The sequence below is a fragment of the Desulfosporosinus cupriresistens genome (assembly GCF_001707885.1).
In the GTDB taxonomy this organism is placed as follows: Bacteria; Bacillota; Desulfitobacteriia; order Desulfitobacteriales; family Desulfitobacteriaceae; genus Desulfosporosinus.
On the sequence record NZ_MASS01000035.1, the window covers coordinates 22,996 to 43,111 of the forward strand.

General features: G+C 44.4%; 17 protein-coding genes, 2 pseudogenes and 1 other annotated feature. Of the genes and pseudogenes, 16 read left to right on the forward strand and 3 right to left on the reverse strand.

The genetic code is table 11. From position 1 onward, the window contains the following. The first annotated feature begins 58 nt into the window (after nucleotides 1-58). The 3 genes from DSBG_RS13900 to DSBG_RS13905 all read left to right on the forward strand — a co-directional run bounded on the left by DSBG_RS13900 (nucleotide 59) and on the right by DSBG_RS13905 (nucleotide 3,816). Complete coding sequence (locus DSBG_RS13900) at nucleotides 59-2,014, forward strand: ABC-F family ATP-binding cassette domain-containing protein (RefSeq protein WP_068964912.1); 1,956 nt, start codon at nucleotides 59-61, stop codon at nucleotides 2,012-2,014. 16 nt (nucleotides 2,015-2,030) lie between these two features. Then, a complete protein-coding gene (locus tag DSBG_RS23140) occupies nucleotides 2,031-2,186 on the forward strand; it encodes a hypothetical protein (protein WP_176716276.1) in 156 nt (51 codons plus the stop codon). A gap of 73 nt (nucleotides 2,187-2,259) precedes the next feature. Then, nucleotides 2,260-3,816: an ABC-F family ATP-binding cassette domain-containing protein gene (locus DSBG_RS13905; RefSeq protein ID WP_068964913.1), complete on the forward strand. Its 1,557-nt coding sequence runs from the start codon at nucleotides 2,260-2,262 to the stop codon at nucleotides 3,814-3,816. A gap of 377 nt (nucleotides 3,817-4,193) precedes the next feature. On the opposite strand, the gene DSBG_RS13910 is transcribed toward DSBG_RS13905, so the two are convergent. From DSBG_RS13910 to DSBG_RS13920, 3 genes are all read right to left on the reverse strand, one after another. Further along, on the reverse strand, nucleotides 4,194-4,751 hold the full coding sequence (locus DSBG_RS13910; protein WP_068964914.1) for a Fe-S-containing hydro-lyase: 558 nt from the start codon (nucleotides 4,749-4,751) through the stop codon (nucleotides 4,194-4,196). After that, nucleotides 4,751-5,608 (reverse strand): fumarate hydratase, encoded by an 858-nt coding sequence (locus DSBG_RS13915; protein ID WP_068964915.1) that lies wholly within the window; start codon nucleotides 5,606-5,608, stop codon nucleotides 4,751-4,753. The genes DSBG_RS13910 and DSBG_RS13915 overlap by 1 nt, the downstream gene beginning before the upstream one ends. 148 nt (nucleotides 5,609-5,756) lie before the next feature. Continuing rightward, nucleotides 5,757-6,674, reverse strand: a complete 918-nt coding sequence (locus DSBG_RS13920; protein WP_068964916.1) for a DMT family transporter — start codon at nucleotides 6,672-6,674, stop codon at nucleotides 5,757-5,759. A 799-nt stretch (nucleotides 6,675-7,473) separates the two neighbouring features. Here DSBG_RS13920 and DSBG_RS13925 point away from each other — a divergent pair. The 13 genes and pseudogenes from DSBG_RS13925 (at nucleotide 7,474) to DSBG_RS22545 (ending at nucleotide 20,112) form a co-directional block, all read left to right on the forward strand. Continuing rightward, entirely contained in the window at nucleotides 7,474-9,174 is a 1,701-nt protein-coding gene (locus DSBG_RS13925; protein WP_068964917.1) for a sigma-54 interaction domain-containing protein, read from the forward strand. Nucleotides 9,175-9,572: 398 nt separating this feature from the next. After that, complete coding sequence (locus DSBG_RS13930) at nucleotides 9,573-10,178, forward strand: succinate dehydrogenase/fumarate reductase transmembrane subunit (RefSeq protein WP_068964918.1); 606 nt, start codon at nucleotides 9,573-9,575, stop codon at nucleotides 10,176-10,178. Nucleotides 10,179-10,273: 95 nt separating this feature from the next. Beyond that, complete coding sequence (sdhA, locus tag DSBG_RS13935) at nucleotides 10,274-11,998, forward strand: succinate dehydrogenase flavoprotein subunit (protein WP_068964919.1); 1,725 nt, start codon at nucleotides 10,274-10,276, stop codon at nucleotides 11,996-11,998. 27 nt (nucleotides 11,999-12,025) lie between these two features. Further along, the gene (gene sdhB, locus DSBG_RS13940; RefSeq protein WP_068964920.1) at nucleotides 12,026-12,778 is read left to right on the forward strand and encodes a succinate dehydrogenase iron-sulfur subunit; all 753 of its coding nucleotides are present in this window, start codon (nucleotides 12,026-12,028) and stop codon (nucleotides 12,776-12,778) included. A 104-nt stretch (nucleotides 12,779-12,882) separates the two neighbouring features. Then, the gene (gene ystJ, locus DSBG_RS13945; RefSeq protein WP_068964921.1) at nucleotides 12,883-14,112 is read left to right on the forward strand and encodes an NADP-dependent malic enzyme; all 1,230 of its coding nucleotides are present in this window, start codon (nucleotides 12,883-12,885) and stop codon (nucleotides 14,110-14,112) included. Nucleotides 14,113-14,314: 202 nt separating this feature from the next. Beyond that, nucleotides 14,315-14,476: pseudogene (locus tag DSBG_RS13950) on the forward strand (nitrate reductase gamma subunit); the annotation flags it as partial. Between the two features lie 120 nt (nucleotides 14,477-14,596). After that, nucleotides 14,597-14,743, forward strand: a pseudogene (locus DSBG_RS21895) (hypothetical protein); the annotation flags it as partial. A gap of 242 nt (nucleotides 14,744-14,985) precedes the next feature. Then, on the forward strand, nucleotides 14,986-15,627 hold the full coding sequence (nadD, locus tag DSBG_RS13955; RefSeq protein ID WP_491005745.1) for a nicotinate-nucleotide adenylyltransferase: 642 nt from the start codon (nucleotides 14,986-14,988) through the stop codon (nucleotides 15,625-15,627). Between the two features lie 94 nt (nucleotides 15,628-15,721). After that, nucleotides 15,722-15,973: an RNA recognition motif domain-containing protein gene (locus tag DSBG_RS13960; RefSeq protein ID WP_009622056.1), complete on the forward strand. Its 252-nt coding sequence runs from the start codon at nucleotides 15,722-15,724 to the stop codon at nucleotides 15,971-15,973. Between the two features lie 196 nt (nucleotides 15,974-16,169). Then, nucleotides 16,170-16,766, forward strand: coding sequence for a bis(5'-nucleosyl)-tetraphosphatase (symmetrical) YqeK (gene yqeK, locus DSBG_RS13965; RefSeq protein ID WP_141694323.1), 597 nt, complete (start codon nucleotides 16,170-16,172; stop codon nucleotides 16,764-16,766). Further along, nucleotides 16,741-17,100, forward strand: coding sequence for a ribosome silencing factor (gene rsfS / locus DSBG_RS13970; protein ID WP_176716277.1), 360 nt, complete (start codon nucleotides 16,741-16,743; stop codon nucleotides 17,098-17,100). The genes yqeK and rsfS overlap by 26 nt, the downstream gene beginning before the upstream one ends. Nucleotides 17,101-17,109: 9 nt before the next feature. Further along, nucleotides 17,110-17,308, forward strand: a binding site (T-box leader). Nucleotides 17,309-17,349: 41 nt separating this feature from the next. Further along, nucleotides 17,350-19,854, forward strand: a complete 2,505-nt coding sequence (leuS, locus tag DSBG_RS13975; RefSeq protein ID WP_068964925.1) for a leucine--tRNA ligase — start codon at nucleotides 17,350-17,352, stop codon at nucleotides 19,852-19,854. Nucleotides 19,855-19,917: 63 nt separating this feature from the next. Then, the gene (locus DSBG_RS22545; protein ID WP_141694324.1) at nucleotides 19,918-20,112 is read left to right on the forward strand and encodes a hypothetical protein; all 195 of its coding nucleotides are present in this window, start codon (nucleotides 19,918-19,920) and stop codon (nucleotides 20,110-20,112) included. Nucleotides 20,113-20,116: the final 4 nt, after the last annotated feature.

Genomic DNA, 20,116 nt, shown 5'->3' on the forward strand with positions numbered 1-20,116 from the left:
ACAATACATGATATAATAAGATGTTCTACAGCTTTTGCTAAGGGGAAGAGGAATAACGATGAACATCTTAACGGCTGAGAATTTGACGAAAAGTTATGGCGAAAAACTACTTTTTGCTGATATTTCCTTTGGGATTGACGAAGGGGAAAAGATAGGAATTATTGGGGTTAATGGGACGGGTAAGTCCACTTTGCTCAAGATTTTGGCGGGTGTTGAATGGCCGGATCAGGGGAAAGTGACGATGGGAAACAATGTGCAGCTCGATTACCTCCCCCAAAACCCAGATTTCGAAGATAGTGCGACGGTCTTACAACAAGTCTTTAAAGGGAATTCTCCGGTAATGAAATTGTTGCGGGCGTATGAAATGGCTTTAGAAAAGCTGAATGATGACCCGGAACAGTCTAAGTTGCAACAAACGTTGATCACTCTAGGGCAACAGATGGATGAGCTGGACGCTTGGCAGTTAGAAAACGAGGCGAAAGCGATTCTAAGTAAGCTCGGCATTTCCAAATTCGATACTTTAATTGGGACCCTGTCCGGCGGACAGCGCAAACGGGTGGCCCTGGCGAGTGCGCTTATTAATCCGGCGGATATTCTGATCCTTGATGAGCCAACGAACCACATTGATAATGATACGGTGGATTGGTTGGAACAATACTTGAATCGACGCAAAGGTGCTTTGGTCATGGTAACGCATGATCGCTATTTCCTCGACCGTGTTGTTGGTCGGGTGTTAGAGTTGGATCAGGGAAAGCTTTATCCTTACCCCGGAAATTATAGTCGTTTCTTGGAATTAAAAGCGGAGCGGGAAGAGCAAGTCGAGGCAACGGAGAGGAAACGCCAAAACCTCTTTCGCAATGAACTGGCCTGGATGCGCAGGGGTGCCAGAGCCCGGACGACTAAGCAGAAGGCTAGGATTGAGCGCTTTGAAAAGCTGGCGGCGGATAAGCCCACGGCAGGGACGGAGCGGATTGAAATCACGGCAGGGGCCTCTCGTTTGGGAAAGAAAATCATGGAATGCACGCATGTCCAAAAAGCGTTTCCTGACCGGGGTGTGGTGATCAAAGATTTCGATTATATTCTCTTAAGGAATGATCGGATAGGGATTATTGGTCCCAACGGGAGTGGTAAGTCCACTTTGTTAAATTTGATCGCTGGTCGTCTGACGCCGGATGGTGGGAGTATAGAACTAGGATCTACGGTCAATATCGGATATTTCGCCCAGGAAAATACCTATTTGAATCCCGATATTCGTGTGATTGATGAGCTTAAAGCGGTGGCCGAAGTGATTCCTACGGCTGACGGTGGATTTTTGACAGCATCGCAAATGTTGGAGCGCTTTTTGTTCCCGCCGGCTGCGCAATGGACGCAGATCGCTAAGCTTTCCGGTGGCGAAAAACGCCGGCTTTATCTTTTGCGGATTCTGATGGGTGCTCCGAATGTCCTCTTATTAGATGAGCCGACCAATGATTTGGATATTCAGACCTTGACTATTTTGGAAGGCTATCTGGATGAATTTCCGGGCGCTGTGATTGCTGTTTCCCATGATCGGTATTTCCTCGACCGGGTGACGGATAAGATTTTTGCTTTCCAAGGCGAGGGGATCATTCGGTCCTATGTAGGCAATTACTCGGACTATCGGGAACAAGTCTATGCGGCTGAGCAGGAGGCTGCGCAGGCGACCAATCTAAATTCTTTGGCCAAAGCTTTAAAGGGCCAGGGCACCCCGGTGGCCAAGGAAGAACCGGAGAGAAAGAAAGAACGCCCGCTGAAAATGACCTATAAAGAGCAGCAGGACTTTGCGCAAATTGAGGATCAGATTGCCCAGACCGAAGAAGACCTGCAAAAAAATAGTCAACAGATGAATGAGATGGGTAGCGATTTTGGCAAGCTAACTGAGTTAGTTGCTATCCAACAAGACCTTGAAAAGAAACTGGAAGACATGCTGGAACGTTGGACGTATTTAAATGAACTGGCCGAAAAAATAGCCCAAAATAATTTAGCTTTACAATAATTGGAGGGTCATTAATATGGATGAGAATATGCTTGAGCAAATGAAACGCTTGGTCGAAGAAAAAAAACTGAAGAGTGCCCAACAAGGTGGACCCATTAAAGCTACGCAAAAGATTGGGGAGAGGCGGAAGGGCACTAAACGTCGCAAAGTCGGCGGTATGTTTGACAAATAATATAGTTAGTTGTCAAACCTGGATTCATCCAGCACAATCTATTAAGTTGCAATAAGGGGAGAAGTTTAGTCAGATGAGCATTTTAAATGTGGAAAATGTCAGCCATGGCTTTGGTGGGCGTAAAATTTTAGAGGACGTGAGCTTTCGCTTATTAAAAGGGGAACACGTTGGCCTGGTGGGGGCTAATGGAGAGGGCAAATCAACTTTTCTCGATATCATTACGGGCAAGTTGATGCCGGATAAAGGGAATGTTGAATGGTCAAACCGGGTAACGGTCGGTTATTTAGACCAACATACAATTTTGACCAAAGGAAAAACGATTCGCGACGTTCTCAAAGAAGCGTTTCAAGGGATGTTTGACTTGGAAGCAGAGACTTTGGAGATGTATGACCGAATGGGCAGCGTCTCGGAAAGTGAAATGAACAAACTCTTGGAGGATGTCGGAGAGATTCAGAGTATCCTGGAACACAATGGCTTCTATATGATTGATGCGAAAATCGAGGAGATTGCTAATGGACTGGGGCTTGGGGAAATTGGTTTAGAGAAAGATGTTGAGGATTTAAGTGGGGGTCAGCGCACGAAAGTTTTACTCACGAAACTCTTGCTCCAAAATCCCAGCATTCTAATTCTTGATGAGCCGACGAACTTTTTGGATGTCGAGCATATTGAGTGGTTGAAGCGTTATCTTAATCAGTATGAAAATGCGTTTATTCTCGTTTCTCACGATATCACCTTTTTGAATAGCGTTATCAATGTCATTTATCATGTGGAAAACGCTGGTCTGACACGTTATACCGGAAACTACGAACAATTCATGGAGCTTTTAGAGATTCGAAAAATCCAGGAGATTAAAGCTTATGACAAGCAGCAAAAAGAAGTCGATCGGTTAGAAGACTTTATTGCTCGCAACAAAGCCCGGATTTCGACGACTGGGCGGGCCAAGAGCCGTCAGAAGCAGTTGGAAAAAATGGATCTGTTGGAGCGGCCGAGGGAGAAAATCCAACCAAAATTTAAATTTAAAGAAGCGCGGACACCGAGTAAACTGATTTTCCTGGCCAGAGATATTGTGCTGGGTTATGATGAACCGTTGACGCGTCCTCTAAATTTGACTCTCGAACGAGGGCAAAAGGTTGCCATCCGGGGGGTCAACGGCTTAGGTAAATCCACCTTGCTCAAGACGTTGCTGGGGTTTATTCCCCCGGTTTCCGGTGAAGTCGAGCTGGGGGATTTTCTCGCGCCCGGTTATTTCGAGCAAGAATCCAGTCGCAAAAATGAGAAGACGGCGTTAGACGAAGTTTGGGGTGAATATCCCGGACTCACGAATGCTGAAGTACGCGGAGCCTTAGCACGCTGCGGCCTGACGAAAGAACACATCTCCAGTAAGATGATGGTCTTAAGTGGCGGAGAGAACGCTAAAGTTCGGCTCTGTAAGCTCATGCTGAAGGATGTTAATTGGTTGGTCCTTGATGAGCCAACGAATCATTTGGATGTGGATGCTAAGGAAGAGCTTAAGAAAGCGATTGCGGATTATCGAGGGACTGTGCTTGTTGTTTCCCACGAACCGGAATTTTACGAAGATTGGGTAACCGACGTGTGGAATTTAGAGGAGTGGACAACTAAGATTGTGTAACTAAAACATAAAAAGGTGCCGAATCCGAAAAATGTGGTGGGACAATGTACCCGGAGTACTACAATGGAATCCATGGGTATCAATACCGAATAACGGATATACGATAAAAAGGACCGAGGCGCAGCCTCGGTTTTTCTTATTTTAGAAAGAGGGTAAATTGCTGAAAGCCAGCACCCCTGGAAAAAAGAGTATGTATCCTCTTTTTTCCAGGGGCATCTAGCATTGTCACTGAGACTATTCGATCCAAGCCTTTCTGCATGAAGCAACACGACAGTGAAAGGCTGGACTGGGCGAATTTTCATTTTACCTCATTCTAGTAGGTACTGATTCTGTAAACGATGTCCCAAGGACAATGTAGATGATCAATGACGTGCCCTTTACGTCCTTTTGTACTGCGCTTTCCCAATTTCATAGAGATTATTTCTTTCATGGTCAATAATCACGATCACCGGAAAATCCTTGACAACTAGACGTCGTACCGCTTCTGGTCCCAGTTCAGGATAGGCAATCACTTCCGCCGAAACAATTCGCTTGGCAATCAAGGCACCGGCTCCACCAATTGCTCCGAAGTAGACGGCACCGTGTTTCTTCATCGCTTCGATCACTTCCGGAGAACGAAGCCCTTTGCCGATCATTCCCGTTAGTCCCTCGGCGATCAACTTCGGCGAATAAGCATCCATCCGCCCGCTTGTCGTCGGCCCAGCAGAACCAATCACTTGGCCCTTTTTGGCAGGTGTAGGCCCTACAAAATAGATGATTTGATCTTTCATAGTAAAGGGAAGGTCTTTGCCCTGCTCCAGAGCAGCGACCATTTTTTTATGAGCTGCATCGCGCCCGGTATAAATCACGCCGCTTATCAAGACATTGTCCCCGGCTTTCAAGCCTTTCAGCATTTCTTGAGTTAAAGGAGTTTCAATACGTTTCACTCCGTTCATTAGCTTTCCCTCCCTTGCAAGGTGATTTCTTTATGACGAGTTGCATGACAGCCAATGTTTACTGCGACTGGCATTCCCGCAATATGTGTCGGATAGACCTCTAAGTTAACCGCCAACGCAGTTGTCACTCCACCAAACCCTTGAGGACCAATACCTAAGTGATTAACGCGCTCTAATAACTCCGCTTCGATCTTAGCCAATCGCTTTTCAGGATTACGTTTCCCCACTTCGCGAAGCAAGCCTTTTTTGGCTAGAAGGGTTGCTTTCTCCATCGTACCGCCCACGCCCACTCCGACGATAATCGGCGGGCAGGGATTTCCACCCGCTTGATCGACCGTGTCCACAACAAATTGCATTGCACCCTCTAAGCCCTCCGAAGGTTTACACATTTTTAAGCCTCCCATGTTTTCGCTGCCGAACCCTTTGGGAGCCACTACAAGATGCAGCGAATCGCCGGGGACAATATCATAATGGATCACTGCTGGCGTGTTATCCCCTGTGTTAACCCGTTCAAACGGATCTTTTACCACCGATTTGCGAAGATAGCCATGTTCATAACCTCGACGTACCCCTTCATTAATTGCCTCGGTGAGGTCCCCACCGACTACGTGCAAATCCTGGCCAATACCTACAAAAAGCACCGCCATCCCGGTGTCCTGACACATTGGGACTCTTTCCTCGTGTGCAATTTTAGCGTTCTCGATGAGACGTTCTAATACCTCTTGGCCTAACGGAGAACGCTCATCCTTCAAAGCCTGATGAAACCCAGCCATGATGTCCGAACCTAGGTCATAATTTGCCTCGACACAAAGTTTTTCAACCGCAGTAACGATTTCTTCCGCGAGTATTTTCTTCATCTCGTCTGTACCCCCAATATTTCTATTGTTATAAATCTATAATCTCCACGAAATCGTGCATGCTAAGCCTTCTGATTCAGTTCTTCTGGTGGCGTAGGTGGAGTAGAGCCTCCACCTAGAGATCCATGTTCGGGGTAGCTGAACGAGTTCACTTGGCAACTGCCCGAGCCGCCACAGAAGCTTGCTTAGATTTAAAGGCAATATAGGAACTTACAATAATAAATCCAATTCCTATAATTACGTTTGTCTGAAGCTTATCTCCAAGTATCATTACAGCAAGTATGGTAGCTAAAGCGGGCTTTATTAAAAATACTAAGGATGCTGTAACTGCTGAGGTTAACCTTATTGCTCCAAGATAGAATATATATCCGAGTGCCTTTATAAAAAGACCCATGTAGACCAGTATTAATACTGAATTCCCATCAAGTCCATTTAGAACAGGTCTTCCTGTAGCTAAGAGTATTAATAGCACAAAGAATGCTCCGAAATAGAATGCTATACAGTTAAATACATAACCACCGTATAGATGTATTCTAATTTTGCTGATTACTGTATATAGTGACCATGATATAGCCGCGCCTAATGAAAGTGTTATTCCTAATAAATTGGAAGATCCGCCATGCATTCCCGCTGCCATTTTGGCTGGATTGAAAATTACAAGAACGCCCAAAATACCTATAAAAAGAGAAAATAAGATTGATTTACTAGCTTTTTCTTTTAAAATTAAATAAGCAAAGGGTACTGTAAATATTGCATTAGAACTAAATATAACTGCTGAAGTTGAAGCTAGAGTATATTTGCCTGCCCATGATAGGAGAGCCATTGAGATAGGTACACATAATGCACCATTTAATGCTAAGTATCCAAAATCTCTTACACCAAGATTTAGCTTCTTAGCTTTGATATCTTTTATTGCTAGTGGGGTCAATAGGATAGCGCCGATCAAAAATATTATAAATGTAATTTGAAATGAATCTAATCCTTTCTGAACTAGCATTTTATTTGCAATTTCCTGGGTACTATATGATAGAGCAGTTAGAAGTATAAACATATAACCTTTTTGCATTTCTTTATCCTCCTATGTTTTGTGTATAATTTTAGAATTTAGTTCAAAATCTCTTTTTCCATACTTCAATAAGTGAAGGTCTAAAGTCCCCGTCATTTTCGGTTTCATTCTACTGACTCCTTTCTCTCTTACTGCATTCACGCAACGCATACCTTTGTGATCATACACATGTCATTAAGTCGTTTCCTCCTCTTGTATTTTACATTAGCAAGAATTGTGCCAATAGTAAGAAATTTAAGAATAATTGTACAAGGCGTATACAAGGCGTATACAAGGCGTATATAAGGCAGATATGTGAGAATAATAAAAGAATGAAGTTCATTCTAATTTCTAGAAATTAAATTAAAAATCTATAAAACAAGAGAACGAAGAGTAGATAAAGCCAAATACCAAAGGGAGCACCAGTAAAGCACACATCCAAATTAGTAGTAATAGCTGTGGCACATAAGTTGCAAATTATTGATTTGTGACTTTTTTCTATTTTAAGAGCATAAAATCGGGTAAGACTTCCATAATAATTCCAAGTTTGTGCCTCATAATGGGATCTGACAAAGGGTTAGATGCACTCCGTAGCAGGACGACATAAAGTTATTATTAGGAGGATGAAAAAGAAAACTATTGAAATGTTCTTTATAAATTATAGAAATAAGATGAATTAATTGAATAATGTCTACTCTATTCAGAGAAACTTCTAAAAATTAATAGATAGAGTAGGAAATTTGATGAATGGGGGCGAATATTCTAATAATTGTAATTAAGAATTTACAATCTATAAAGAATTTCGGAGGGAGGGTGAAACATGGCTAAGGTAAGAGTAGGTATTGTTGGCATGGGAGGAGGAGGATCGACGGTCTATAAAACGCTACGTTTCATAGAGCATATTGAGATCGCTATCGTGTGTGATCTTAGAGAAAAGACACCAGGAATGGAGATGGCGCGCATAGACGGCGTGCCGACCTGTGTAACGCTGGAAGTATTTCTAGAAGTGCCAAATCTCGATGTAATTATTGAAGCTACTGGTATCCCTGAGGTACAAGAACAATTAGAACGAAAGAAAACAAAGTTCTGCGCAATGATTGAAGCCCAAGGCGCGAATCTTATGATGTATATCATAGAAGAAAAAGAAAAGCTGGCAGATATAAAACGCTTAAAAGGAGAACTCGACGCCATCTTGAACTCTGTTCAGGAAGCCATTGAAGTAGCGGGGATTGACGGAAAGATAAAATATGTTAATCCATCGTTTAGTCGTGTCACGGCAGTTCCGGCAGGTCAGCGGATTGGACACAATATTTTTGACGTCTCTCCTAACGGTGCGCTTGCGCGGTCTCTTCGGATGCATGAACCTGTGTTCGCTCACCGGTCTCAGGTTGGAGGAACAGGTGTGGAAGTAATCTCTAATGCGTCCCCTATTGTCGTTGATGGCAAAATGGAAGGAGCTGTCGTGGTTTTTCAGCCACTGACAGATATTTATAAGTTGATGGAACAGTTGAGAGCTTCCAATCAAGTGATTGATGAACTACAAAGCCGTATTAGTCAAATCTCCACTAGTAAGTATACGTTTGATGACCTGATCGGGAGTCATCCGGAATTTGAAACGGCCCTGGATTTGGCCCGTAAAGCGGCAAAGAGTAACTCAACCATACTCATTACAGGAGAATCAGGTACTGGAAAAGAATTATTTGCCCATGCCATCCATAGCGCAAGTTTACGTAGGGACAAGCCTTTTATCAAGGTAAACTGTGCAGCAATCCCTGAGACATTATTAGAAAGCGAATTTTTCGGGCATGAAAAAGGGGCCTTCACGGGAGCATTAAAAACAAAGCTCGGCAAGATGGAGTTGGCAAACGGCGGAACAATTTTCTTAGATGAGATTGGAGATATGAACCTTTATTTACAGGCTAAACTTCTGCGCATTTTACAGGAAATGGAGTTCGAACGGGTTGGAGGGACTCAAACTATCAAAGTGGATGTCCGCGTGATTTCTGCTACCAACCGTAATTTGCTGGAGATGGCCAAACAAGGGGTTTTTCGAGAAGATCTTTATTACCGGCTCAATGTTTTAGAATTGCGCTTACCGCCACTACGTAAACACAAAGAAGACATTCCAGCTTATGTACATTCCCTCATTGTCAAGTTTAATCGTAAATTTGGTAAACGCGTGATAGGATTGACAGTCCAAGCGGAAGAACTGTTGCGGCAATACAACTGGCCGGGTAATATCCGGGAACTTCAAAATGTTGTAGAACGCGCCATGGTCACGGTGGAAGAAGATATGATTACCGATAAACATATACTCAACCTCGTGGATTACCAGTCCACAATTGGGGAAGAGCAGGTGATCGGAGAAATTATGCCCCTTGAACAAATGGAAAAGCAGATGATTCAATTGGCTATAAAGCGCTATGGGAATTCAGTGGAAGGAAAGAAGCAAGCCGCAAATGCCTTAAAGATATCCATAGCCACGCTATATAATAGACTTAAGACGATGTCCAACGAATAAGTTAGGATGAACTATTGATATTCTAAAACATATAAATAATCAGTATTTACATTCTAGAAATTAGAAATGAAAGTGAACCATAAAGAGGTAAGCGACGAAAGATAGTTGCTTACCTCTTAACCTTTAGTTTGAAATAAATCCTTCTAAAAAACGAGAGCTCAGGGGCATCCAACGCTATATTAAAAATATTTTCTGAAAATATCCTCTATTCAATTCGATCTTGGCACACGGATTGCTTATTCTTTAAATTAGAAATCAATCACAAGAACATAAAAAAGCTTGTTTTTTCTACAATTTATATTATTGGAGGAGGTTGGAAACCGGAATATTCTATTTCGTAGAAAGAAGAAGAGATTCTATGTTCGCCAAAAGAGCTTTGAGAGGAGAGGATCGGAATTATGAGTACGACACAAAAACCTTATCACTTTTTGATTCGTAGAGTCCATTCCCTATTAGGACTAATACCTATCGGCCTATTTTTAACCTTTCATATGATTCTTAATTTAACTGCCCGTGGAGGAGCAGAGAAGTATGACCGAGTCATTAACACAATGAGGAATTTCCCCGGGATATTTATCGTTGAACTTCTGATCATCTTTATCCCTATTTCAATTCACGCTATATATGGAACCTGGGTGGTTTATACCGGGCAAAGCAATGTTTTGAGATATAAGTATGCTCGGAATTGGTTCTACATTATCCAACGAATTTCCGGTCTATATACCGTGGTCTTTATTATTATTCACGTTTACCTTCTGCGTTTTGGCGAGGCTAATTTCGCAGCACTCCAACATTTTGTGAGTCATCCACTTGGACTAATCTTCTACGCCCTAGGCATTTTGTTTGCGATTTTCCATTTTGTCAACGGCTTATGGGCCTTTGCCATCACTTGGGGCATCACTGTTGGACCCCATTCCCAGAAAATGTGGTTGTATTCATTGGCAGCAGTTTTCATGCTCCTATCGGCGATCGGTTTAGCAGATATTTCAGCCTTCCTAAAGTAGAAGGAGAATCACCCTACGCAGACAGCGGTTAATAATGAAAAGTAAACAGAAAATGCTATCACAAATAAGAAACAAATTTTTAGGGGGGCAAAGGGATGAGTAAAGTCATAGTAGTGGGAGGCGGCCTTGCTGGGCTGATGGCAACGATCAAGATGGCCGAAGCCGGTACGCACGTTGACTTATTTTCTTTAGTACCAGTTAAACGTTCACATTCGGTATGCGCTCAGGGAGGCATTAACGGAGCAGTTAATACCAAAGGAGAAGGGGACTCAACGTGGCTTCACTTTGATGATACGGTGTACGGTGGGGATTTTCTGGCTAATCAACCGCCAGTGAAAGCCATGTGTGATGAGGCGCCAGGGATTATTCACTTGATGGATAGGATGGGCGTAATGTTTAGTCGTACTCCAGAAGGGTTACTCGATTTCCGTCGTTTTGGAGGGACCAAATTTCATAGGACAGCCTTTGCAGGGGCTACAACCGGCCAGCAACTTCTCTATGCACTCGATGAGCAGGTTCGGCGTTATGAAGTTGAAGGCATGGTGCAAAAATTCGAACAGTGGGAATTGCTCTCAGCTGTGCTCGATAAAGGTATGTGTAAAGGGATTGTCGCACAGGACCTACGGGATATGAGTATTAAGTCGTTTGCTGCGGACGCCGTGATTATCGCAACGGGCGGGCCGGGCGCGGTCTTTGGTAAAAGCACAAACTCTACGATTTGTACGGGAAGTGCTGTATCAGCGTTATATCAACAAGGCGTAAAATATGCTAATGGGGAATTTATTCAGATCCACCCCACCGCTATTCCGGGCGATGACAAGCTCAGGCTGATGTCTGAATCAGCCCGCGGAGAAGGAGGACGAGTCTGGACATACAAAGATGGAAAACCTTGGTATTTCCTTGAGGAGATGTATCCGGACTATGGAAACCTGGTTCCGCGCGATATTGCGACTCGTGCTATTTATGAAGTTGTCTTTGACAAAGGCCTTGGGATTAATGGCGAAAACATGGTTTACCTCGATCTGTCACATATCGATCCGCAGGTCTTGCAACGTAAGCTTGGAGGAATCTTGGAAATCTATGAAAAGTTCGTTGGTGATGATCCAAAGAAAGTCCCCATGCGGATTTTCCCTGCCGTGCACTATTCCATGGGTGGACTCTGGGTTGATTACGACCAGATGACGAATATTCCAGGACTATTTGCGGCTGGGGAATGTGAATACCAATACCATGGGGCAAACCGTCTGGGAGCGAACTCGTTGCTTTCGGCAATCTATGGGGGAATGGTTGCTGGACCCAAGGTGTTGGAGTACGTTAAGAAAAACAGGCTGCAAACCCCAAGCGGCAATGAGCCAGCTTTTATGAAAGAGAAGAAACTTCAAGACGAGAAATGGGCAAAGATCTTATCTATGAAGGGGACAGAAAATCCCTACTTTCTCCACAAAGAACTAGGGGATATTATGACTATGAATGTGACCGTCGTACGCTACAACAATAAACTGGCGGAAACCGACGTTGTACTTCAGGGGCTTATGAAACGTTGGCATAATATTGGCAGAAGCGATAACGTTGAATGGGGAACCCAGGAAGGAACGTTCATCCGTCAGCTGTGGAATATGTTGGAACTGGCGAGAGTTGTTACCTTGGGAGCATTACGCCGCAACGAGAGCAGGGGTGGACATTATAAACCGGAGTATCCAGAGCGCGATGATGTGAATTTCTTAAAGACAACCATTGCCCAATGGACCCCCAAAGGACCAGAGCTCAGTTATGAAGATGTTGACGTATCCTTGATTCCACCGCGTCCGCGCCATTATTAAGATAGAGAAGTAGAGGTGAATAAAAGAATGGCTGAACAAAAAACAATACGCTTTAAAATTCGTCGTCAAGATGGACCTAATAAGCCAAGTCGTTGGGAAGAGTTTAATGTTCCCTATCGAGAAAAACTAAATGTTATTTCTTGTTTAATGGAGATTCAGAAAAACCCGGTAACTGCTGAAGGGAAGAAGACGACCCCCGTGGTTTGGGAATGTAACTGTCTAGAGGAAGTTTGCGGAGCTTGTACTATGAACATTAATGGACAAGGGAAACAAGCTTGCTCTGCTCTCATAGACCAACTGAAACAGCCGATTGTACTTGAACCACTGACGAAATTTCCGTTAGTGCGGGATCTCATGGTTGACAGGCAAATCATGTTCGATCACTTGAAAACAGTTCATGCTTGGATTCCGATTGATGGGACTTATAATTTGGGGTCCGGGCCGCGTATGGCAGAAGTGGAGCGCCAATGGGCCTATGAATTGTCAAAGTGCATGACCTGTGGGTGCTGTATGGAAGCTTGCCCCCAAGTAAATTCGCGTTCCAAATTTATAGGGCCGTCTGCCATTTCTCAAGTCCGTCTCTTTAATACTCATCCAACGGGGAAAATGAACAAACATGAACGGTTGGCGCCTTTGCTCGATGAGGGGGGGATTGCTGACTGTGGTAATGCACAAAACTGTGTTCGTGCTTGTCCGAAGGAAATACCCTTGACATCGAGTCTGGCAGACTTAAACCGTGAAACTAACAAATTTGCTCTGGATCGTTGGCTCCGAAAATAGCCTAATTAAAAGGGCTTGATCTAGGACTAATTCCTAGACCAAATACGCGGATTTCGACAAATGCTAGTAGAAGAAGATTATTATTCTAAAAGGAGATAGATTATATGGGAACACTTAGAGACGATGCTTTAGCTCTTCATCGCGATAATATAGGTAAACTGGAAGTTCGCAGCAAAGTTCCGGTCTGTAACAGTCGAGATTTATCCTTGGCGTACTCTCCAGGAGTGGCTGAACCTTGCTTGGATATTCATAAGGAAAAAGACTTAGCGTATGCTTATACGAATAAAGGTAACTTTGTGGCTATAGTCTCTAACGGAACTGCTGTTCTCGGCCTTGGAAACATCGGAGCGCTTGCCTCCATGCCTGTCATGGAAGGGAAGTCCGTTCTCTTCAAGACGTTTGCCGGAGTCGATGCCTTCCCGATTTGCTTAGACACAGAAGATGTTGAAAAAGTAATTGAGACGGTAAAGCTAATGGAACCAACATTTGGCGGAATCAATTTGGAAGACATCAGTGCACCGGCATGCTTCGAGATTGAAAAACGCCTAAAAAATGAAATGAACATTCCTGTTTTCCATGATGATCAACACGGAACAGCTATCGTTGTCATGGCCGGAATGATTAACGCTCTCAAAGTTGTTGGAAAATCTATAGATAGCATTCGTGTTGTTACCAACGGTGCAGGTGCTGCTGGTGTGGCGATCATCAAATTGCTCATGAGCATGGGTGTTAAAGATGTAATTATGTGTGATACCAAGGGAACAATCTACACAGGACGTCCTGTAAGAATGAACAAATCAAAAGAGGAAATCGCCAAAGTGACCAATCCTCAAACGCTGATCGGTTCTCTTGCAGACGCCTTAGTTGGAGCAGATGTCTTTATTGGTGTTTCAGCAGCCAATATGGTAACTCCTGAGATGGTCAAAACCATGGCCAAGGACCCGATTATCTTTGCTATGGCAAACCCTGTTCCAGAAATTATGCCCGAACTCGCCAAAGAGGCTGGAGCAAAAGTTGTAGGTACGGGACGTTCGGATTTTCCAAATCAAGTCAACAACGTTTCTGCCTTTCCTGGTATTTTCCGCGGCGCCCTGGATGTTCATGCCTCACAAATTAACGAAGAAATGAAAGTCGCCGCAGCTTATGCGATTGCGGGCTTGGTCAGTGACGACGAGCTTGATGCGGATTATGTCATTCCCAAAGCGTTTGATCCCCGTGTTGCTCCGGCTGTTGCTGCTGCAGTCGCCCAAGCCGCTATGGACAGCGGGGTAGCCCGGATCACCGTTGACCCTGAAGAAATCTCCAAGAAAGTATGGGCGATTCGCCCAGAGTAGTCACTAATATAAATAAGTCCTAAAGAGGGATTAGCCAAACTTTGCTAATCCCTCTTTTGAGCGGGGCTCTGTTAAACTGGCATTTGACAGTTAAAAAACTGGAACCCTTATCACACAAGGGTTCCAGGAGATATCAAAAGAACGCACTTAGATTAGATAATAACTATAATAACAAATTAAATAATGAAGGAGGTTGACTATTTTGATTTTAAGTTTTGTTGCTTATCTTTCCATACTCCTTTTTGTAGGAATTTCAGCTTATAAGGCTTATCAATTCGCAAAAATGCCCTTGCACGGACGAATGGAGCTTTATCCTGTACCCAAAGAAAAAGGGTTTGAACATGGTGGTTCCTTCTACGAGGAAGAATCACTATGTTGGAAAATATTTTACGTTCCATACGGTTCTTTGGGATAACAGTCCTAACCTTAAAGGGAGCGCGGTTGAACAAAAAGTCAAAAAAGCGACATCCTATCGTCCGACCACGATGCAGAGTATGTCATCGTAGCTATGGGCTCGATTTGTGACACGATTGAGGAAACGATTGATTACCTCATGGCCAAAGGAGAAAACGTTGGGGTTGTTAAAGTTCACCTGTACCGTCCGTTCTCTAGTGATTACTTCTTTAAAGTGAACTCTTACGATAGTGCCCAATAGCTGTGGACATTGATGATAAGGAGGGGGTGGATTAAATATTCGCCTCCTCTCTTAAATCAATAGTCAACTTCCAATTGTTCATCTTCAATTGTGTTTGTGAGTGTATTATATTTATCATCCCAGGGGGTTGGACAATAAACAGAAAAAATAAGATAATATAGGGTATTAGGAAGAAAGGGAAAACGTATAACTCAGTAGAATAAGATGCAACATAAGGAGTGATAAAAGTGAACCGTTTAGGAATAATGGGCGGGACATTTGACCCGATTCATAATGGGCATCTTGTTGCTGCGGAAATGGCGCGGAGTGAGTTTAATCTAGACAAAGTGTTATTTATTCCGAGTGGGACGCCGCCCCATAAAAATAGGCGGGACGTCTCCGCTGCAAATTTACGTTATGAGATGGTTGGACTCGCCATTAAGGATAATCCGGATTTTGATCTTTCTGCTCTGGAAATTGAGAGAGATGGTTTATCTTATACTGTGGAAACGTTGCGCCTCTTACGCTGCGCCTGGCCGGAGCATGAACTTTATTTTATAACCGGGACCGATGCACTCCTCGAGATCTTTTCCTGGCGTGAAGCTGAAGAAATCCTGACGCTGATTCAATTTATCGGTGCTGCACGTCCTGGGTTTGATGCGAGCGATTTTCTTCTGAAAGTTCAAAAAGAACATCCGGAAACTCAAGGTAGAATTCATTATTTGGAAGTTCCTGCTTTAGCGATTTCCTCAACGGATATTCGCTCGCGGGTCCGCCATGGACAACCTATTCGTTACCTTTTGCCGGAGTCGGTTCGTCTTTTTATTCAACAACATGGCCTTTATCTTGCTGAAAAAATGCCTGATAAGACACAGATATAGTGTTTTTATGTCTTTGTTCGCATACTCTGTTTAGATTTGATCATACTAAAAACGATAACGATCAATGAATCAATTCAAAGAGGTGGGTATTGCTATGACAACAACACTTTATGTCGGAAATCTCCCGTGGAATACTACAGCAGACGAACTCGGTCAATTCTTTAGCGAATATGGGCAGGTAGAAAGCAGTCGGATTATTACCGACCGGGAAACTGGCCGTTCACGAGGATTTGGCTTTATCGAAGTCGAAGAAGCGGATGCAGAACGCATGGCTGTAGAACTTAATGGCAAAGATTTTGGTGGACGCCCCTTAACAGTGAATGAAGCTAAGCCAAAACAAATGTAATACCCTGCGAACTGTAAGGGAGGCCTCCTGACATGCTTGTGGGGCCACCCTTATTTCTTATATATTTGTACTTCTTTTGTACTTTTTGACACAAATTTAGAAATGGGTTTATTCGCGCTCGTAAATGTTTAATATATAATGTAGAGGGATTAAAAATCATAGAGTAAGATAAAGATAAAAGAGGGGCGGGAGAGACTTGATATTGCGAGTTGAAGAAGTGTCTATTTTAGCAGCTCGTGTTCTTTCTGACGAGCGGTTGAAGCATACGTTAGGTGTTGCTGATTGGGCCGAAGATTTGGCCAGACACCATGGTTTAGATCCGGTCAAAGCTCGTTGTGCAGGGTTAGCACACGATTTGGCCAAAGGTATTTCGATAAAGGATCAGTTAAGTTTAGCGCGTCAGTGGAATTTACTTAATTATCCTGAAGATGAACAGAACCCCCATATTTTGCACGGGCCTCTTGCGGCTTATTGGTTGGAGCATTATTATAGGGTAGACGATACAGAAATTTTGGCGGCGATTGCGAATCATACGTTAGGAAGGCCAGGAATGTCCCCCATGGAGATGCTTATTTACAGTGCTGATTTAACCGAACCCAATCGTGACTTTCCAAAAGTGGACAAGTTGCGACAATCCCTGTATGATGATTTAGAAAAGGGTACATTAGAATGTGTCAAAGGCACTTTAATATACTTGAAAGAATACAACCACCCGATTCATCCCTTAACTCAATTGACTTATGAGGATTTACAAAGGAGGCAAACTATTGGAACTGGATCAAAAAAAGCTTAAAGAAATTGTTGGTATTGTCGAAGACAAAAAAGGCGGAGATATTTCTCTTTTGAATTTAAAGAGTATTTCAATGGTCACAGATTATTGTTTGATTGTGACCGGGAATACGACAACGCAGGTTAAAGCGATCACGAATCATCTGGAGGAAAAGTTGCCGGAGATCGGAATTCCAGTTGCTCATCTTGAAGGGCTGCCGGCTGCTAAATGGGTTTTGATGGATTGTGCGGGCGATTTAGTTATTCATGTGATGACTCCTGAACAACGTGAATTTTACCAGCTTGAACGTCTTTGGAAAGATGCGGAGGCTGTTTCATTCAGTACTAGCGGAATTTAAACCAAACACGCAAATGCAACGATAGGGAGTAGTACTAAGGAATCCTCATTCAGAGAGACAGCGGTTGGTGAAAGCTGTTGGGGGGGACTTCAGGAACTCGCCCTGGAGCTGTGTTCAGGTTGCAATGAACACCGGTGCGAGCCGTTAACATCGTTTGAGCATATTTAAAATTGGGTGGTACCACGGGAGCAAGCCTCTCGTCCCTTTAGAGGACGGGGCTTTTTACTGTTTTTAAGGGGGAAAGATTGTATGCAAGAGAAGTATTCGTTTTCGGAGATCGAATCGAAGTGGCAGAAATACTGGGGGGAGAACAAGGCATATAAGACCGAGGAGAAATCCTCGAAGCCAAAGTATTATGCCTTGGCTATGTTTCCTTATCCTTCGGGAAATTTGCACATGGGGCATGTGCGTAACTACTCGATCGTGGATGTCATTGCGCGTTTTAAACGGATGAATGGGTTTAATGTCCTTCACCCGATTGGCTGGGATTCCTTTGGCTTGCCGGCGGAAAATGCGGCGATTAAGAATCAAACGCCTCCGGCTGATTGGACTTGGAAAAACATCGCCAACATGCAGCTGCAGCTGCAAGGAATGGGTCTTTCCTATGATTGGGACCGCGAAATAGCAACCTGTCACCCGGGTTATTATAAATGGACGCAGTGGCTGTTCTTAGAGTTTTACAAACATGGTTTGGTGTATAAGAAAAAAGCTGCTGTGAACTGGTGTCCTTCCTGTGCTACGGTGCTGGCCAATGAGCAAGTGGTGGATGGAGGGTGCGAACGGTGTGATACCCTTGTGACGAAGAAGAATCTGGAGCAGTGGTTCTTTAAAATTACGGATTATGCTGAAACGTTGCTTCAAGACTTGGATAATATGCCGGGCTGGCCGGAGAAGGTTAAAACGATGCAGCGCAACTGGATCGGTCGTTCTGAAGGGGTGGAAGTTCAGTTCGCCTTGGAAGAGCGCCCGGAGAAGATTGCGGTGTACACCACTCGGGTTGATACTCTTTATGGGGTGAGCTATGTGGTTTTAGCTCCGGAACATCCGCTGGTCTTAGAGTTGGTAACCGGGACGGAATATGAAGCAGATGTGCTGGCGTTTATTGAGAAAATGAATGGCCTCAATGAAATCGCTCGGACTTCTACGGAAGCTGAGAAGGAAGGGCTATTCATCGGGGCATATTGTCTCAATCCCCTAAGTGGGAAAAAAGTTCCGATTTGGATTGCCAACTATGTGCTTCTTGAATATGGAACAGGTGCGGTTATGGGTGTGCCGGCGCATGACGAACGGGACTTTGAATTTGCAACCAAGTATCAACTGGAGATCAAGACGGTTATTGTGCCTGCAGGAAGTGCCCCGGAAGCGAAAGATCAGCTACTCAAGGCTGCTTATACCGAGGAAGGGGTCATGGTTAATTCGGATTCCTTTGATGGTTTAAACTGTGATGAGGGTTGGGATCGGATTGCCGATGAAGCGGAGCGCCGCGGCGTGGGTCAACGGAAAGTTAATTTCCGCTTGAGGGATTGGCTCATTTCTCGTCAACGTTATTGGGGAGCGCCTATTCCGATGGTTTATTGTGAGTCCTGTGGAACAGTGCCGGTTCCCGAAGAGCAGTTGCCCGTTATGCTTCCGACGGATGTCGTCTTTAAAACAGGGGAAAACCCGTTGGCCTCATCGTCATCGTTTACTGAAACGACGTGCCCCAAGTGTGGGGGAATTGCTCGGCGTGAGACGGATACGATGGATACCTTCGCTTGTTCTTCGTGGTATTTCCTTCGTTATACAGATCCTCGCAACACGGAGGCGCCCTTTTCTCAAGCTGCAGCGGATCAGTGGATGAATGTCGATCAATATGTCGGTGGAGTGGAACATGCGATTCTGCACCTACTGTATGCGCGGTTCTTTACGAAAGGCTTACGGGATTTTGGCTATTTGAAAGTGGATGAACCTTTCCAGAACTTGCTTACGCAAGGTATGGTGTGCATGAATGGCTCGAAGATGTCCAAATCCAAAGGGAATGTTGTCAGCCCGGAAGTGATTATTGGCAAGTATGGTGCAGACACGGCAAGATTGTTTATCCTGTTCGCTGCCCCACCGGAGAGGGATCTGGAGTGGAGTGATCAAGGGGTTGAAGGGTGTTATCGGTTCCTTAACCGCATTTGGCGTTTAGTTGCTCAATATGAGCCGATCTTTAAGGAAGCTCATAACCAAGCTTCAGCTTCGCTAGGTCAAGCAGACGAATGGGGTAATCTGGATGCAGCTAGTAAAGAAATGCGTCGCCACACCCATTTGGCAATTCAGAGAGTGACGACAGATATCGGAATGCGCTTTAACTTTAACACGGCAATTAGTACCATCATGGAATGGGTTAATGCTTTGTACATCTATAAGGAGCAGCCGACGGCAGTGACTGCGGTCGGACGAGAGGCGGTCGAAGCGATTCTGATTCTCCTGGCCCCGTTTGCTCCGCATATTACGGAAGAGCTTTGGCTGGAAATTGGGCACACAGAGAGCATTCATCAACAGCCTTGGCCTAAAGTGGATGAAGCGGCTCTCGTTCAAGATGAAGTGACTGTCATTCTGCAGATTAATGGCAAGGTCCGTGATCGGATTCAAGTGGCTGCAGATATATCGTCTGCTGAGCTGGAAAAATTGGTGCTTGATACGCCTAAAGTGGTGGAATGGGTGCAAGGTAAATCGATTGTTAAGGTGATTACGGTTCCGGGTAAGCTGGTTAATATAGTAGTGAAGTAGGGGGACTTGTAAGACACAGCGTTCGGTGCTTACGACGCAGAGCAAACTAACCGTGAAAGCTCCTTGGCTTTGGGGAGCGGGGTTCCCGCCAAAAGCGCCATCCTTGGCGCATTGGCGGCAGCGCACATCCTTGTGCGCTGCCCCGTATCTGGGGTCGGTCGCTTTCACGGAAGTTTGCTTTCTGCTTACGTAAAGACCTCGCGCTCGTGTCTTACTGCGTCCCGGGCTAGGGACGGGGGAGACGGGGGACTTGTATGACCCG

Excerpts from the sequence above, each read along its gene's own strand:
- DSBG_RS13925 (WP_068964917.1), top strand. The coding sequence starts at position 7,474 with ATGGCTAAGGTAAGAGTAGGTATTGTTGGCATGGGAGGAGGAGGATCG.
- DSBG_RS13920 (WP_068964916.1), bottom strand. The coding sequence starts at position 6,674 with ATGCAAAAAGGTTATATGTTTATACTTCTAACTGCTCTATCATATAGT.
- DSBG_RS13905 (WP_068964913.1), top strand. The coding sequence starts at position 2,260 with ATGAGCATTTTAAATGTGGAAAATGTCAGCCATGGCTTTGGTGGGCGT.
- ystJ (WP_068964921.1), top strand. The coding sequence starts at position 12,883 with ATGGGAACACTTAGAGACGATGCTTTAGCTCTTCATCGCGATAATATA.
- DSBG_RS13900 (WP_068964912.1), top strand. The coding sequence starts at position 59 with ATGAACATCTTAACGGCTGAGAATTTGACGAAAAGTTATGGCGAAAAA.
- leuS (WP_068964925.1), top strand. The coding sequence starts at position 17,350 with ATGCAAGAGAAGTATTCGTTTTCGGAGATCGAATCGAAGTGGCAGAAA.
- sdhA (WP_068964919.1), top strand. The coding sequence starts at position 10,274 with ATGAGTAAAGTCATAGTAGTGGGAGGCGGCCTTGCTGGGCTGATGGCA.
- DSBG_RS13960 (WP_009622056.1), top strand. The coding sequence starts at position 15,722 with ATGACAACAACACTTTATGTCGGAAATCTCCCGTGGAATACTACAGCA.
- DSBG_RS13910 (WP_068964914.1), bottom strand. The coding sequence starts at position 4,751 with ATGAACGGAGTGAAACGTATTGAAACTCCTTTAACTCAAGAAATGCTG.
- DSBG_RS23140 (WP_176716276.1), top strand. The coding sequence starts at position 2,031 with ATGGATGAGAATATGCTTGAGCAAATGAAACGCTTGGTCGAAGAAAAA.
- DSBG_RS13915 (WP_068964915.1), bottom strand. The coding sequence starts at position 5,608 with ATGAAGAAAATACTCGCGGAAGAAATCGTTACTGCGGTTGAAAAACTT.
- DSBG_RS13930 (WP_068964918.1), top strand. The coding sequence starts at position 9,573 with ATGAGTACGACACAAAAACCTTATCACTTTTTGATTCGTAGAGTCCAT.
- sdhB (WP_068964920.1), top strand. The coding sequence starts at position 12,026 with ATGGCTGAACAAAAAACAATACGCTTTAAAATTCGTCGTCAAGATGGA.